General features: G+C 41.4%; 15 protein-coding genes. 8 read left to right on the plus strand and 7 right to left on the minus strand.

Annotation, left to right across the window (positions count from 1 at the left end; translation table 11 throughout):
* Positions 1 to 122: 122 nt before the first annotated feature.
* Positions 123 to 1160: a dihydroorotase gene (gene pyrC / locus CKO50_RS09400; protein WP_095727939.1), complete on the minus strand. Its 1038-nt coding sequence runs from the start codon at positions 1158 to 1160 to the stop codon at positions 123 to 125.
* 185 nt (positions 1161 to 1345) lie between these two features.
* Here pyrC and CKO50_RS09405 point away from each other — a divergent pair, with 185 nt between their 5' ends.
* Positions 1346 to 3706 carry an EAL domain-containing protein gene (locus CKO50_RS09405; RefSeq protein ID WP_095727940.1) on the plus strand — a complete coding sequence of 787 codons (2361 nt, stop codon included), beginning with the start codon at positions 1346 to 1348 and terminating at the stop codon, positions 3704 to 3706.
* A 161-nt stretch (positions 3707 to 3867) separates the two neighbouring features.
* Positions 3868 to 4068 carry a hypothetical protein gene (locus CKO50_RS25105; protein WP_095727941.1) on the plus strand — a complete coding sequence of 67 codons (201 nt, stop codon included), beginning with the start codon at positions 3868 to 3870 and terminating at the stop codon, positions 4066 to 4068.
* Between the two features lies 1 nt (position 4069).
* Here CKO50_RS25105 and metE read toward each other — a convergent pair whose 3' ends face one another.
* The gene (gene metE / locus CKO50_RS09415; RefSeq protein ID WP_095727942.1) at positions 4070 to 6346 is read right to left on the minus strand and encodes a 5-methyltetrahydropteroyltriglutamate--homocysteine S-methyltransferase; all 2277 of its coding nucleotides are present in this window, start codon (positions 6344 to 6346) and stop codon (positions 4070 to 4072) included.
* A gap of 290 nt (positions 6347 to 6636) precedes the next feature.
* On the opposite strand from metE, the gene CKO50_RS09420 reads away from it, so the two are divergent.
* The 3 genes from CKO50_RS09420 to CKO50_RS09430 all read left to right on the plus strand — a co-directional run bounded on the left by CKO50_RS09420 (position 6637) and on the right by CKO50_RS09430 (position 8906).
* On the plus strand, positions 6637 to 7524 hold the full coding sequence (locus CKO50_RS09420; RefSeq protein WP_095727943.1) for a LysR substrate-binding domain-containing protein: 888 nt from the start codon (positions 6637 to 6639) through the stop codon (positions 7522 to 7524).
* Between the two features lie 101 nt (positions 7525 to 7625).
* The gene (locus CKO50_RS09425) at positions 7626 to 8390 is read left to right on the plus strand and encodes an ElyC/SanA/YdcF family protein (RefSeq protein ID WP_095727944.1); all 765 of its coding nucleotides are present in this window, start codon (positions 7626 to 7628) and stop codon (positions 8388 to 8390) included.
* Between the two features lie 144 nt (positions 8391 to 8534).
* Positions 8535 to 8906 carry a hypothetical protein gene (locus CKO50_RS09430; protein ID WP_095727945.1) on the plus strand — a complete coding sequence of 124 codons (372 nt, stop codon included), beginning with the start codon at positions 8535 to 8537 and terminating at the stop codon, positions 8904 to 8906.
* An 82-nt stretch (positions 8907 to 8988) separates the two neighbouring features.
* Here the strand turns inward: CKO50_RS09430 and CKO50_RS09435 are convergent, their stop codons facing one another.
* From CKO50_RS09435 to CKO50_RS09455, 5 genes are all read right to left on the minus strand, one after another.
* Positions 8989 to 10614 carry a methyl-accepting chemotaxis protein gene (locus CKO50_RS09435; RefSeq protein WP_095727946.1) on the minus strand — a complete coding sequence of 542 codons (1626 nt, stop codon included), beginning with the start codon at positions 10612 to 10614 and terminating at the stop codon, positions 8989 to 8991.
* A gap of 218 nt (positions 10615 to 10832) precedes the next feature.
* Positions 10833 to 11024: a hypothetical protein gene (locus CKO50_RS09440; RefSeq protein WP_010378936.1), complete on the minus strand. Its 192-nt coding sequence runs from the start codon at positions 11022 to 11024 to the stop codon at positions 10833 to 10835.
* Positions 11025 to 11064: 40 nt separating this feature from the next.
* Entirely contained in the window at positions 11065 to 11232 is a 168-nt protein-coding gene (locus tag CKO50_RS09445; RefSeq protein ID WP_010378934.1) for a DUF1328 domain-containing protein, read from the minus strand.
* A 9-nt stretch (positions 11233 to 11241) separates the two neighbouring features.
* The gene (locus tag CKO50_RS09450) at positions 11242 to 11688 is read right to left on the minus strand and encodes a PA2169 family four-helix-bundle protein (protein ID WP_095727947.1); all 447 of its coding nucleotides are present in this window, start codon (positions 11686 to 11688) and stop codon (positions 11242 to 11244) included.
* Between the two features lie 165 nt (positions 11689 to 11853).
* A complete protein-coding gene (locus CKO50_RS09455) occupies positions 11854 to 12738 on the minus strand; it encodes a mechanosensitive ion channel family protein (protein WP_095727948.1) in 885 nt (294 codons plus the stop codon).
* Positions 12739 to 12972: 234 nt separating this feature from the next.
* Here CKO50_RS09455 and CKO50_RS09460 point away from each other — a divergent pair, with 234 nt between their 5' ends.
* The 3 genes from CKO50_RS09460 (at position 12973) to CKO50_RS09470 (ending at position 14919) form a co-directional block, all read left to right on the plus strand.
* Complete coding sequence (locus CKO50_RS09460) at positions 12973 to 13536, plus strand: BON domain-containing protein (RefSeq protein WP_095727949.1); 564 nt, start codon at positions 12973 to 12975, stop codon at positions 13534 to 13536.
* A 60-nt stretch (positions 13537 to 13596) separates the two neighbouring features.
* Positions 13597 to 14172 (plus strand): outer membrane beta-barrel protein, encoded by a 576-nt coding sequence (locus tag CKO50_RS09465; protein ID WP_095727950.1) that lies wholly within the window; start codon positions 13597 to 13599, stop codon positions 14170 to 14172.
* A gap of 417 nt (positions 14173 to 14589) precedes the next feature.
* Positions 14590 to 14919: a hypothetical protein gene (locus CKO50_RS09470; protein ID WP_095727951.1), complete on the plus strand. Its 330-nt coding sequence runs from the start codon at positions 14590 to 14592 to the stop codon at positions 14917 to 14919.
* Positions 14920 to 14921 lie beyond the last annotated feature (2 nt).

Raw genomic sequence — 14921 nt, forward strand, 5'->3', positions numbered from 1 at the left:
CTATATTAAAATTAATAAAAAACAAATTGTATTCTATGAATTTTAATCTTGTTACGAAAAAAGCGCCATAATGGCGCTTTTTAGTTAGAATTAAGAATATTTAATTACATTCTGTTTAAATCTCATTCAACTTTCCAATCAATTGTCGATCCTGCTTTAATTGGCACAACCGTTCCTTCACCTAATTTATATGTATCAGGCACTTGCCAAGGAGACTTGGTCAGCGTAATGGTATCCGTATTGCGCGGTAAGCCATAAAAGTCCGAACCAAAGTGACTCGCAAAACCTTCTAACTTATCAAGCGCATTCGCATCTTCAAATGCTTCTGCGTATAGCTCAATTGCAGCATGTGCAGTGTATGCACCTGCACAGCCACATGCGGCTTCTTTTTTATCTTTCGCATGAGGGGCTGAATCTGTGCCCAAGAAGAATTTTTTACTTCCGCTTGTCGCCGCTTCAATTAACGCTTGTTGATGCGTATTACGCTTTAAGATCGGTAAACAATAATAGTGAGGGCGAATGCCACCAGCCAACATATGATTGCGGTTATAAAGCAAATGATGAGCTGTGATAGTTGCAGCAACGTTGTCAGGCGCTTGATTAACAAAATCAACTGCGTCTTTTGTCGTGATATGTTCGAGTACAATTTTTAACGTTGGGAAGTTATCAACGACTTTGGACAGTTTTGTCTCAAGGAATACTTTTTCTCTATCAAAGATATCAATAGAGGAGTCCGTCACTTCACCGTGCACGAGTAGCAACATGCCAACTTCTTGCATCGCTTCGAGCGCTGGATATACATTTTCAATATCCGTTACACCCGATGCTGAGTTTGTCGTTGCACCGGCTGGATACAACTTAGCAGCAACAATATGACCAGTTGCTTTCGCTTTTTTGATTTCTTCAGGAGTCGTGTTATCCGTAAGATATAACACCATTAGCGGCTGAAAGTTGCCTTGAGGATTAGCGGCCATAATGCGGTCACGATAAGCCAAAGCAGTCTCTGTGCAAGTTGCTGGTGGTACCAGGTTTGGCATGATAATCGCGCGGCCCATGTAGCGACTAATATCTCTTACCGTGTCGACCAAGACATCACCATCACGTAGGTGCACATGCCAATCATCTGGTCGTGTAATCGTTAGCGTTTGTTTGCTCGTCATTGCTCTCTTCCACTGCTGAATTTGTCCGATCATAGGCTGCACATAGGTGTTAGTAAAGTTTTTCAGGCCAACCGCAGATTATTTCATTTTATAAGTTTACTTTTAGCTCATTGTCATTTTTCACAACATTGGTAAATATGTACAATTTAAGTTAACTTAGTAGCATCTTTTCATGAGAAATATGTATGCTATCTGAGAACCAAAAATTAGAATCAAAAACAGAGCAGCTTAGCATCATTAACCAGTTTTCTTCGTCGCTGCTGCATCTAACCAAACTTGACGAATTATTTGAATACGTTACAACACAGGTCGTTAATCGACTGGGGTTTGTAGATTGTGTTATCTATCTCGCTGACCCTTATCAAGAGTATCTAGAAGTCGCTGCAAGTATGGGCGTTTGCCATGCTAATGGGGATTATCGTGTTGAACAAACTAAGATAAAAATTGGTTCAGGTATTACCGGACAAGTCGCAACAACTAGAGCGCCCTTTATTTCTGGAAACGTCGCCGCTCACCCTATGTATATTGCAGATTTACGTCCAGCCATGTCAGAGCTTTGCGTACCTCTGGAGTACGATGGTTACTTAATCGGTGTGATTGACTGTGAGCATCCAGAGGCTGATTATTTTACCTCCGCACATTTACAAATATTATCGACGGTCGCACATTTACTCAGTGCCAAAATCCATCAGTTACGCACCTTAGAAAACCTCCAAACCACGATTGCCCAGTTACACCAAGCACAGAATTTAGAAAAGTCCCTACTTAAAATTGCGAACATCACTTACCGCTTTGAGAACCTTGAAGCTTTTTATGATGACTTATATAAAATCATTGCTTCTCAGCTTTGCGCCGAGAATTTTTTTATCGGCCTTTATGATACGCAACAGGATATTTTAGAAATCGATTATTTGATTGAGGGAGGCGAAAAATGTAATGCTCACCAAAAGGTATCAAAAGATCAGATTAAGCATACTGCATCCTATTATATTCTGAAGAACCAACGACCACTGCTGTGTGATAACGATCAATTTAGCATGCACATTACGCGGGGGGATTTTAAAATGGTGGGTCGCTCGCCACGCTCTTGGTTAGGCGTACCATTTTTGGTTAATGATCAATATCAGGGCGTGATTGTGCTGCAAAGCTACAATAACGACCAAGCTTTCGTGAATCATGATTTATCTATTTTGACTTATATAAGTCGCCAAGTCAGCATGGCCATAGATCGGCAGCTTTCAAGGCAGGCGCTAGAACATAGAGCCTTGCACGACGATTTAACGGGTCTCGCCAATCGCTATTTATTGTTAGAGCGGATCAAACATGCCATTTTAAGGCTAGCGCGAGTCGAGTCCGCTAATTTGCACTGCCTGATCTATCTCGATTTAGACAGATTTAAGAGCATTAATGACTCACTTGGCCACGATGTTGGCGATCACTTCTTGATTGCGATTGTCGAAATGATAAATGGCTGTATCCGCAAAACCGATACCTTTGCCCGGCTCGGAGGTGATGAGTTTGCGATTTTTATGGAAAATGTCCAAGATAGGCAACAAGTCACTCTGCTACTTGATAGGATCACCACAGCTATAACCAAGCCCCTCCATATAGATGGTCACGTTCTGCAAGCCTCTAGCAGTATTGGCGTTGCATTCACTGATAACGAGTCCGATAGCGCAATCAATTTACTGCAGCAAGCAGATGCCGCCATGTACGAAGCTAAATCTTCGGGTCGGGGTCAGGTCTGCTATTTTAATAATGCCATGCGCAAACGCTTAAAACAGCAAGCCGATATTGAAAATGATCTGCAACATGGCATCAAAAACAATGAATTTGCGCTGTATTATCAGCCGATATTTTCTCTAACGACTGGCGCTATTGTTAGCTTTGAAGCTCTCGTCCGTTGGTTTCACCCCAAAAATGGTCTCGTCTCTCCAGATGCTTTTATTCCAATTGCAGAGCAAACCGGACAGATCATTGAACTTGACTTACATTTGTTGGAATTAGCAGCCAAACAACTCAAACGTTGGAAAGCGCAAAAGCTGCCGAAAACTCGCGTTACGGTAAATGTTTCATCGCGACATTTCGCAAGCTTAGAGTTCGTTGATACGATCCAGCAGCTTTATCATCATTATGAGCTTACACCAGGCTCTTTATGTTTGGAAATCACAGAATCTGGATTAATAGCAAACTTAGCTCTCGCAACCAAAATTATTCAAGGATTAGAATCCCTTGGAGTGAAGCTTTACCTTGACGACTTTGGCACTGGTTACTCCGCTTTAGGTTATTTGCACCAGCTCCCCATTCATGTGCTTAAAATTGATAAGAGCTTTATTGATCAACTCACTGAAAGAGAAAACCCGCTAGTTGATGCGATTTTGAAACTTGCACAATCACTTAACCTGACCGTTGTCGCTGAAGGTATCGAGCTCGACACTCAGTGGCAGCTATTAAAGCAAAAAGGCTGTCAATTTGGCCAAGGCTATATTGTTTCTAAACCACTCGCCGCAGATCAAGCGATGGCATTTTTACTGAGTAGAAACTAGGGCCTGTTGATCTTTCAAGTTTGTTTTTGCAGCAGTTTGATTGGTATTTATACAAGGCAGAGCCAACGTAGCATAGTCATTCTATGTAAGTCTGGCGATAAAGACTTTATGCTCCTGCAAAGTCACCTTACCCCACATCCTTGTGGGGCAACACAGAAGAAATGCTAATCAAGCGCTGCCCTTTGGGTTCATCTGAGTGCGCTTTGTTCATTGTTGCTCAACTTTTGCCTAGATTACTAGGCGGCAAGTCGAGCGTCGCGACCAAAACACACTCAGAAGAACAAAAATCAAACAGCAAAGGTCAACATGCCCTAGCAAATACCTCATTGTATATAAACAATGAGGTATGTGTACTGGTTTAGATTAACTTTTCCCTAATTCGCTTCTAAGCTCCTTGGTGGCTGTCACCATATTCTCAAGTGCAGCTCGAGTTTCTGGCCACCCTCGGGTTTTTAGCCCACAATCTGGATTCACCCATAATCTTTCTACGGGGATTTTCTTCGCTGCTTTGTGAATTAAGTCTTTTATCCATGCCACCTCAGGGACGTTTGGCGTGTGAATATCATAAACGCCAGGTCCAATGTCATTGGGATAGTCAAAATCTTCAAAGGCGTCGAGTAACGCCATATTTGAACGTGATGTTTCAATCGTGATCACGTCCGCATCCATATCTGCAATAGCGGCGATAATATCGTTAAACTCCGAATAACACATATGCGTATGGATCTGTGTTTCGTCATCCACACCACTTGCGGATACCCTAAACGCATACGCCGCCCACGCTAAGTAGGTTTGCCACTGACTGGCTTTGAGTGGCATCCCCTCCCTAAATGCAGGTTCATCGATTTGGATCGCCTTAATCCCTGCATTTTGCAAATCCACAACTTCATCTCTCAGTGCTAAAGCTATTTGATTCGCAATGCTCGGCTTGTCTAAGTCATCTCTGACAAACGACCAAAATAAAATAGTCACCGGCCCTGTTAGCATGCCCTTCATCGGTTTTTTGGTTAGGCTCTGTGCATAACTCGTCCACTTCACTGTCATTGGTGCTACACGCGAGACATCTCCCCAGATCACTGGGGGCTTAACACAGCGCGAACCATAACTTTGCACCCAACCAAACTGAGTAAAGGCAAAACCTTCGAGTAATTCACCAAAGTACTCAACCATATCATTGCGCTCTGCTTCGCCATGAACCAGCACATCTAAGTTAAGCGCTTCTTGTTCTTCAACGGCATAACGGATCTCCGCTTCCATCTGGCTTTGATAAGTATCAGCACTCAACGTACCCGCTTTATAATCACGTCGCGCCTTACGAATCGCTTGGGTTTGTGGGAAAGAGCCTATCGTTGTGGTTGGCAATAAGGGTAAATTTAGCGACTGTGCTTGTTTTTTAATTCTGGTTGCGAATTCACTATTGCGTTGGCCGTCTTTTGCTGTAAGCGCTGAAACACGCTGCTGTACCTCATTATTATTCACGCGAGTAGAAGTCAAACGCGCTTTTACAGGCTTAGAATATTCGACCAACTGGGTAATATCACGCTGCTCCAATGCATTTTTCAATAATGCCAGCTCTTGCCCTTTTTGTTTGGCAAATGCGAGCCAAGACTTTAACTCACTGTCAAGCTTTTGCTCTTGATCTAAGTCGACTGGCGTATGTAATAATGAGCATGAAGGAGCGAGCCAGAGATTATCACCGCGACGCTCATGAACCAGAGCAAGTTGCTGATATACACCTTCGAGATCCGAGCGCCAAATGTTACGACCATTCACAATCCCAAGAGACAGCACGCTATCTTGCCCAACGACTTCATCTAATGCAGCCAAGTCGTAGTTTGCCGTTACGCAGTCAAAATGCACGCCTTCTACGGGGTAAGATTGAATATCTTCAACATGCGCTTGTACGGAGTCAAAATAACTGGCCAACAACACTTTTACTCCTTGACCACTCAACGCATCAAAACTCCGGCGCAGCGCGTTACGATAAGCATCGTCGATTTCCAGTGCTAAAATAGGTTCATCAATTTGTACCCACTCAACACCTTGAGCTGCAAGCTTGATAAGTACCTGCTGATATACAGCCAATAACTTATCTAATAAAATTAATTTATCAAACTCTTGGCCAACACATTTCGCTAAGTAGAGATAGGTTACCGGGCCGACCAATACGGGTTTTGCTCGGTAGCCAAGTAATTGTGCTTCCTCTACTTGAGTAAATAACTCAGTCCAAGTCAGGGAAAATTCCTGCGTTTGTGTTAACTCAGGGACGATATAATGATAATTGGTGTTGAACCATTTCGTCATTTCACTTGCAGCACACGCACAGCCGCTAGGTGCTCGCCCCCTGCCAATCCGAAACAAAGTATCAAGATTTACCGACTCATCATTTTTGTGACGACTAGGAATAGCGCCTACAAGCAGTGAAATATTCAACACGTGATCATACCAAGCAAAATCACCTACAGGGATAAGGTCAACACCAGCGTCAGCTTGCAATGCCCAATTTTCTGCACGAATGTGCTTTCCTTTTGCGATTAAGTCGTCTTGCGTTAAGTCGCCTGACCAATAGCGTTCTACTGCAAATTTAAGTTCACGTTTTTTGCCTACGCGTGGGAAACCTAAGTTATGTGTTAATGCCATGATTTTAATTCCGTCTAGATGTATGGATGTCTAAAATTTAACTCTCGTAATCAAAAACAACAATTGATGCTTTTTCAGATTTCATATGAATAAAATTAAATTGTAATTTTTTGCAAAATTTTTACATAAGTAGTGACAACGCTGTCATTTTTAGTGTTATAGTGGATTTGTGAATTTTTGAACAATTCACCGTAGGTATTTAGACGTCTAGACATTGATAATAACTAAATAGAATCGTAATATTGAGTAATGCTGAGATTTGCTCACTTCAAATATGAGAATTGTTGATAATGATTGATATAAAGCACCTAAAGACCATCTCCACCTTGAAAGAAACTGGTTCTCTTGTGAATACAGCACGAGAGCTATTCCTGACTCAATCCGCTTTATCTCATCAGATCAAAGATCTAGAGAACAAACTCGACTGCCAACTATTCGAGCGCAAGACCCAACCGGTACGCTTTACCCCTCAAGGCATGTTGTTATTAGAGCTCGCCAACGACGTACTACCTAAAGTAGAAGCAACAAAATGTCGTTTGAAGGAAAGCCTTAATCAGCCTATCTCGCAACTCAGATTAAGCGTGGAATGTCATGCTTGTTTTCACTGGTTGCTGCCAACAATTAAAGAATTCAATACCTTTTGGCCTGACATTAAAGTCGATTATGAACGTGGCTTTAGCTACGACGCTATTCCTGACCTTATTGAAGATGAGCTGGACTTAGTACTTACCTCAGACATTCGAGAACCAGAACAACTGGAATACGCGCACCTTTTTGACTTTAAATTAAAGTTAATCGTTGCACCAGATCACGAATTGGCCAAGAAGGCCTATGTCACAGCACTCGACCTGAAAGATGAAACCATCATTTCTTACCCTATTCCACGAGAGCGTCAGGATATATTTAAGCACTTCATTCAAAACGCACGCTTTGACGGCACATTAAAAACCGTCGATCAAGGTTTATTAATCTTCCAACTTGTCAGTGCAGGTATGGGGGTTGCGGCATTACCGGACTGGTTAGTGACACCCTATGAAAGCCAAGGGTTGATTAAATCTATTCCTCTTGGCGCACTTGGGCTAAATCGCCCGATGTATTTAGCCATGAAGAAAAGCATAAAAGATAACCCTGTCTATCGTCATTTCCTCAATACTTGCCGTAAAACCACTGCAAGATAGTTGACTGGGCTCTTTTTTGAGCCCTAACTGTTATACATTTCTACAACTCCAATCTCATGCTAGCATTGCGTCAGGCTTATCTAAATCTAGGACATGTTTAAATGTTTGAAGTCAAAAAGGTTGTCGGTCAACTTCTGATGCCTTTACCATTATCTTTGGTTGTGCTTATGGGGCTTATGATTTTTATCGCCAAAACGCGTAAAGGGCCTTATATCGCGAGTTGGTTAGTCTTACTCAGCATATGGGCGTTGTCGACTCCTTATGTCGCACAACATATTATCGAGAGAGATACAAGCACTCTCGCTGCATTCAATCCAAGTAAGCACAGCAACATAGATAAAATCGTTGTACTTGGCTGTGATTTATACCCAGATAAATCTCTCCCCAGCAACGCCCAACTTGGCAGCTGTGGTCTAGCTAGGTTAGTTGAAGGTGTAAGACTTGCTAATATTTACCCAAAAGCCCAACTGTATGTCTCTGGTTACGGCTATGGCCATGCAACAAGCGCGGGACTTATGGCAAGAACCGCACAGAGCTTAGGTATTTCCGCTACACGTATTAAGCAAAATCCCAATACCAAAGACACAGCGGACGAAGCAAAAATGCTAGCACCTTTGCTAGTCGATTATGACGTTGCATTGGTTACATCGGCAGCGCACATGAAACGTGCAAAAAACCTATTTGAAGCACAAGGCGTTGAAGTATTCCCTGCTCCGACAGAGTTTTATAATTTTAAGTCACTTCCATTAAGTCGGCAGTTTATCGCCAATGACAAGGCGCTCGATATAGTCACTCGAATTTGCCATGAACAAATTGGTAGTATATGGATCACGATACGTCGCATTATTGACCCATCAGCACTATAACGCCGAAAAAGACATTAAAATCAGGCTAAAGTTCGATAAATTAGCGCTGAAAAACGTAAAAAATTGAAAATTTGCGCAAATATGGGTATAAATACAGTTTAATCTTAACCCGCGTATCCGCGTACAACACGACTAGGATCTACGATGAGTAAACTAGATAAAACTGAAGTACTAAGCGCTTTCGAAGCTGCGTACGAAGCTGCACATGGCAAAAAGCCTGAGATCACTGCAAAGCCAGGTTGGTATAGCATCGATGGTGGCAAAAACATGCGTCTTGCTGAGGTAGCTGAATTAACAGAAGAGCTAACTTCAGGGTCAGCTGTAGCAAGTGAGAAAACGCAGGCGCCTGCCAAAAAAGCGAAAACGACTAAGAAAGCGCCTAAGGCTACAGCTGTAAAATCAGCGAGCTTTACTATCGTTACAGAAAACGAAGAAGGCTTCAAAGCGGAAGAACAGTGGATTGCTGAGCTAGCAGCAAAAGATCACGACTGCCGCTTACCTCGTGGTGTTGTGTAATATCCGTTGGTGTAACAACAGCTCCATAAGTAAAAAAACCTCGCAATGACGAGGTTTTTTTATTTCTTTAATTCTGATATTACTAAACTTTAAACACTAACACTTGGCTGTTTAGCTGCTCAGCCAACGCTTCTAAGTCATTACTTACATCGGCATTACTCTGTGCATTTCGGGTAATTTCAGAAATACTGCTACTGAAATCATTAATATTTTCGCTGATTTCCGCAACCACCGTTGTTTGCTCTTCCGTTGCCGTTGAAACCTGAATATTCATACCGACGATTTCATCCACCGCCTTATCAATATCAGTCATTATTTGAGCTGACTCATTGGCCCTATCTACCCCCGCAGCTGCACTTGATTGCGCGTTCTCCATCGATGATACCGCGTTTTGTGCCATGCCCTGTAACTTACTGATCATATCTCGAATCGATTCTGTGGCCTTTTGCGTGTTATGTGCCAATTGCCTGACTTCGTCCGCAACAACCGCAAAACCTCGACCGGACTCTCCGGCCCTCGCAGCTTCAATTGCCGCATTCAATGCTAAAAGATTCGTTTGTTCCGCAACGCCTTGGATCATTAACACAACTTGGTTGATTTCATTCGACTGGTCGTTCAATGCTTTAATTAGCTGTGCGTTATCTCCTACTTCATTGGCAAGGCGCTCAATGGCCTGAATATTTTGCGAAATAACATCCATCCCCTGTTTTGCAAGTTGACCCGACATCTCGGCTTTGTTGGCGGTATTCATCGCGTTATGTGCAACCTCCTGAATTGCACTACTCATTTCTGTCGCCGCAGTTGCGATCATTACCGTTTGCTGCTCCTGCTCTTGCGAGGTGCCAGCAATAGACTGACTAATACCATTCAACTCATTAGAGGTCGTAGAAAGGCTTTTCACGATCGTGACTAGATTGGTAACTAGCTCATGTAAACTAGACACCATGGTATTGAAGTCATTCCCTATCTGACTTAACTCATCTTGCCCCTCAACTACCACTCGTTGTGTCAAATCTGCATCTCTTGCAATATTACCAATACGCATACGCAAGCGGCTGAGCGGTTCATTAATTGACCTAAATATCAACATGCCAATTAACACCATTACAATCACAATAACAACAGAAGAGATAATCATCGCCGTTTTTGTTGCATTAGCCTCTGAGCGACCGACATTTCGAAGCGCACTTGCTTCAGTAAGCTGCAACTCAATCAGCGCATTGTAGCTTTCGCTAAGCGGATCGAAAGCCGCATAGAGATCATGTACAAATTTATCGTAAGGAATTTCTTCAAAGGTATTTGCGTTAACTCGGCTAATATAATTAGACAGCAGTTGTTTAACGCTTAGCTCTGCTTTTTCAACTTGCTTTACTAAGCTTCGCTCTTCGCTCGTAAGGTCCGTGGATAAATATCGATTCCATTCTTTTTCAGCGATATTCTTAGCTTCTTCGATTTGCTTTAACGCAGCACCGTTGGATAGTTGATGGCCTCGTAACTTGTGAAACGTATCTACAATAACCACCGCATAGTTATCTGACACCACTTTTATTTGTCTAAGTGGTACAACTCTGTCGTCATAAATACGGTCAATGTAATTGATAAGGTTTGATAATGTTCCGATTGTGAAGATAGTTGCAAGAATAAAAAACACAGCAGGTATGCCTGAAAGCGACAACAATCTGCTTTTAACTGAAACCCTATTTAGCATAGTCTGATTTTTATTGAGTAAACATAGAAATAAAGTATTACTCAAAGTTCGTAGATTACAATATTAATTGCAAATTAAGCAGCGTAGTCTTGATGTACATCATATTTCTTTACTGTGTCTATTCCTTTTTAGAGTATTGATTTTTAAACCTATTACAAAAAAGAGGAGAAGCTTTAGGGGGCTTCTCCTCTTACATTCCACGTCGAAATTGTTTTTGCTTAGCACTCTTCGTTTTCAGCGTTCAGGTTCTCTTTTACATCTTCACAAGCATCTTCTACACTGTTTTCCACTTCCTGAACCGTTTCATCGAAACGCTCACCCGCATCTTCTGCAGGGCCTTCACTACAACCAAAAAGTGCTAAAATTGAAACAAAACCAAATGCTTTTGCTAATGTAATTGCTGATTTCATAATCTATCTCCTAAAACCGTTTTTGTACGTTAATCCCCTTTTATCTGGGAGCTCGTGCTTTGCCAAAAATAAACGAAATAATCATAAAAGCGATAAACACAAAGAATAGAATTTTCGCCATACCTGCCGCAGCGCCCGCGATTCCAGTGAAACCTAACACGGCTGCGACAAGTGCTAGGAATAAAAACATTACAGCCCAACTCAACATATATTCTCCTTAGGCAGTTAGCTCTTGCAACTGCTTCATCTGATCGTGACAAGCTTGCATTCTGGTTTGAATTTGCAGTAATACACTCTTGCATTTTGGTGGAAGCTCTTTATTCAGCGCTTTATCAAGCTTACTTAGCACTTTGTCTTCCACCTCTTCTAGTTGAGAAATATAGGTGTGTTCTTTATCAGTACTCACCATGCCAACCAACTTAGTGTATGATTCACGAATGTCGATGCTAAGCGCAGAATCAGTCTCGATTTCACCTTCGTCGATAAGAACAAATGGTTGAAGATCTGAGATTGCTTGCGCTTTATCTACAATCATTTGGTCAAATACTCGGTTTAGTTCGATATTATCTAGCTTCTTTTTAGCTTCAGTGTAAAAATCAACACCACCATTTAATACTTTAATGAGCTCTTTTACCGGCTCCATGTCGTAATTTGAATCTGCCATAAATAACTCCTTTCGTTTCAATGTGTAATAACTGCATTATGCAAATATTATTTTCTGTCACTTTCACTAATGCAGATTAAATGCCAAATTATAAACCGTTATTTTTCAAGGGGTTTTAATATAAATCGCCAAAAACCGGTGAAAATATTACAAGCTAGATGTAAATTATTCCTGTGATAATTGCGCACTCAAGGTTGCGCTTCCCTTCGCATTGAAGTCCAGCGTCCTAATTGGGAAAGGAATTAAGATATCGTTATCAGCTAACACACGATTAATTGTGCAAATTGCTTGGTGCCTGACCACCATAAAGCCGGGATCGGCTGGGTAGTCTATCCAAAACCACACGAGTAGATTGATAGAACTATCACCAAAAGATTCGGCGTAGACATCCGTTTCTTTTTGGTTTACCACAAAATCAAGCTTATTAATTGCCTCGATAATCACCTCTCGTGCTTGCTCTGGGTCGTCCGCATAGGAGATGCCAACAGGTACTTCTATTCTTCGTTTGCCAAGTTTAGTGTAGTTTTGTAATTCATTTTTAAAGAGAATTTTGTTGGGAATATAAGACAGTTGGCCGTAAAAGTTCTCTACTAAGGTATTTCTCAAATTGATTTTGTTTACCGTGCCAAAGCAATCCTTGGTTCTGATAATGTCACCGACCATAAAGGGCTTTCTGACTCCCATCACAAATCCAGCAATGAGGTTCTCTGTCATGTCTTGGAATGCAAAGCCAATGGCAAGGCCTATGATCCCAGCCCCGGCCAACAATGACATCACGGCGCCTGATAGTTTGACTATATCTAAAGCGAAGAAAATACCGATAGCAATAATGGAAACTTTAAATATAGAGCTAATAAGAGAAGCGACTTGTTCGGTCTTTATTGCTTTTCTTATCGCTTTAGAAAACCAAACAGATGATATTTTAGCTAGAATCGTAAAAAATATGATAACCATTAAGGCTAGGATCATATTGGGCAGTAATTGCACACTCGCTTCAAGCCAAGAGATTAATTTATCATTAATTAATGTCCAAAACTTTTCTAAGTTCATAATTACACATTCCTATATAAGTACTTAACAAAGTTAGGATGCAGTAATCATTCCTAGTTATATTAATTAGCGGTTCATTAAAAAGGTAATTATTACAAAGTAATATACACATTTTCTCGGTAAATTCTTCCTTCCCGTTTACCAAAAAATAGAAATACCTTACTTTTCAACTATTTAAAACTGGCACAACAGCTGCAATAAGTAATTCGACTACGAAATTAAAGGAGTTTAATTATGAAAAAGACATTAATTGCAACTGTACTTGTATCTTCACTTACTGCCGCTTCAGCATTTGCAGCTGATAATTCTTGGGAAAAAGAAGCAAGCGATGCTTGGATAGACGGTAAAGCAGAAGCGACGCTACTTTTCAACGGTGAGCTGAACAACTTTGACATTAACACAGATGTAAAAAATGGCATTGTAGTGCTAACTGGTAAAGTTGAACACTCGGTAGATAAGAAGCTAGCCGAAGAACTTGTACTAGGTATCGATGGCGTAAAAGGGGTAAAAAACGACCTGACTATCGTAGATATGCCAGATGAGCGTAAAAAAGAGCGCAATTACGAAAGCGATAGTGGCTTTACTGACGCAAAAATCGCAACAGTCATTAAGTCTCGCTACCTGTTTGACACAGATGTAGATGGTACCGACATCGATGTTGATGTGGAAGGTTTAGTCGTAACACTAAACGGTCATGTTGGTAGCGAAGCAGAGCGCAAACTTGCTGTGCAAATCGCAAAAAATGCCAATGACGTTAAAGATGTAAAAGATAAACTTCGCGTTACGAAAAAATCATAAGCAATTTTGATTTGAGGGGGTACTCCCCCTCCCATACTTATATTGATTTAAGGAGTAAAGATGAAACAATTAACAATTGCTGCTGCGCTACTTGCCTCTCTAGGTCTTGCATCCACAGCCGCTCACGCGGAGTCTGATTTTGGACTAGATGATTATAAAATTTACACAGGTATCGGTTATGGCCAATACTCTTTCCAATGGGAAGATCGTGAGAACGACACCTCATTCGACGATGACTCTTCTATGTTAAAAGCGTATGTGGGTACAAAAATCAATCCATATTGGAGCTTTGAACTTGCCTATGAAAACTTCGATGAAGCAAGTGACATTGACAATTCTGCCGAAATTGACGGTATTTCTTTATCTACGCGTCTCTCAGCCCCATTAAACGAATACTTTGCAGTTTATGCAAAAGGTGGTTGGCTTGAGTGGGATGCAGATATCCACGCTGATATTCCAGCTGTAGGCCGTGTTTCATCTAACCTTGAAGGTGGCGACTGGCTTTATGGTGCCGGTGTAGAGTTTCACCTAAACAAAAACATTAACATGCGTTTAGAATATACACGCTACGAACTTGAAGACGATATCGATCCAGATATGGACGTCGCTGCTGTCTCTATCGAGTATCAATTTTAAGCAATAATGATGGTTGATTTATAACCTCCCAATTATTTCCCCTTTGACTCAGTCCTGGCTCTTCCACAAAGAGTCTGGTTTTGGCGCTATCACTTGGTAGCGCCTTTTTTGTTTTCAGTGTACTGCTTCTGTATTTTATTATATAAGCGCTTCCTCACTATTCCTTTATTTGCAGAAAACAGAATGTAAAGACAGGCAGCCTCTAGATGTAATATTTGTCATCACTGCTAAAAATGAAATCTGTCAATTTTTCAAACTCTACACCCTGTAGGTTCTGCTATGTAATATTTACATCCTTCGTATCGCATCTACCGACACAAAGCACAAAGAAAACCCAACCAATTGATATTTATTAACTTTTAAGTTGGCAAAGGGTTTGCAACCTATATAGTGAACTAAACGAATAAGGAGTAGTTTATGAGTAATCAAGCAAACCAAACACAAACAGGTAGCACAGCTAAACCACAGCCAAATGGCCAAGACTCTAGCCATCCTGTTACGGATCAAATTGCAGATACATTGCATGCATCAGTAGATTCACTGCACGCTTCGGCATCTCGTACTGAAACCTCACTACGTGAAAAAAGCCATAATTCGAGTGAAGCGATTGGTGCCAAGCGCAAGGAGTGGGAACGTGCGTGGAATACATCAGGAGTGAAAAAGTATGCAACGGAAAATCCAGTAAAAACGGCTGGTATCGCATTTTCACTTGGTATGTTGGCTACAATGCTGTTAAGGAATAAATAACC

It is taken from the genome of Pseudoalteromonas sp. HM-SA03 (genome assembly GCF_002289345.1).
Taxonomy (GTDB): Bacteria; Pseudomonadota; Gammaproteobacteria; order Enterobacterales; family Alteromonadaceae; genus Pseudoalteromonas.

What these genes read in the sequence shown, in the direction of transcription:
- CKO50_RS09405 (WP_095727940.1), top strand. Translation starts at nt 1,346, where the DNA reads ATGCTATCTGAGAACCAAAAATTAGAATCAAAAACAGAGCAGCTTAGC.
- metE (WP_095727942.1), bottom strand. Translation starts at nt 6,346, where the DNA reads ATGGCATTAACACATAACTTAGGTTTCCCACGCGTAGGCAAAAAACGT.
- CKO50_RS09460 (WP_095727949.1), top strand. Translation starts at nt 12,973, where the DNA reads ATGAAAAAGACATTAATTGCAACTGTACTTGTATCTTCACTTACTGCC.
- CKO50_RS09470 (WP_095727951.1), top strand. Translation starts at nt 14,590, where the DNA reads ATGAGTAATCAAGCAAACCAAACACAAACAGGTAGCACAGCTAAACCA.
- CKO50_RS09440 (WP_010378936.1), bottom strand. Translation starts at nt 11,024, where the DNA reads ATGAAATCAGCAATTACATTAGCAAAAGCATTTGGTTTTGTTTCAATT.
- pyrC (WP_095727939.1), bottom strand. Translation starts at nt 1,160, where the DNA reads ATGACGAGCAAACAAACGCTAACGATTACACGACCAGATGATTGGCAT.
- CKO50_RS09450 (WP_095727947.1), bottom strand. Translation starts at nt 11,688, where the DNA reads ATGGCAGATTCAAATTACGACATGGAGCCGGTAAAAGAGCTCATTAAA.
- CKO50_RS09445 (WP_010378934.1), bottom strand. Translation starts at nt 11,232, where the DNA reads ATGTTGAGTTGGGCTGTAATGTTTTTATTCCTAGCACTTGTCGCAGCC.
- CKO50_RS09455 (WP_095727948.1), bottom strand. Translation starts at nt 12,738, where the DNA reads ATGAACTTAGAAAAGTTTTGGACATTAATTAATGATAAATTAATCTCT.
- CKO50_RS09430 (WP_095727945.1), top strand. Translation starts at nt 8,535, where the DNA reads ATGAGTAAACTAGATAAAACTGAAGTACTAAGCGCTTTCGAAGCTGCG.
- CKO50_RS09435 (WP_095727946.1), bottom strand. Translation starts at nt 10,614, where the DNA reads ATGCTAAATAGGGTTTCAGTTAAAAGCAGATTGTTGTCGCTTTCAGGC.
- CKO50_RS09465 (WP_095727950.1), top strand. Translation starts at nt 13,597, where the DNA reads ATGAAACAATTAACAATTGCTGCTGCGCTACTTGCCTCTCTAGGTCTT.
- CKO50_RS09420 (WP_095727943.1), top strand. Translation starts at nt 6,637, where the DNA reads ATGATTGATATAAAGCACCTAAAGACCATCTCCACCTTGAAAGAAACT.
- CKO50_RS25105 (WP_095727941.1), top strand. Translation starts at nt 3,868, where the DNA reads ATGCTAATCAAGCGCTGCCCTTTGGGTTCATCTGAGTGCGCTTTGTTC.
- CKO50_RS09425 (WP_095727944.1), top strand. Translation starts at nt 7,626, where the DNA reads ATGTTTGAAGTCAAAAAGGTTGTCGGTCAACTTCTGATGCCTTTACCA.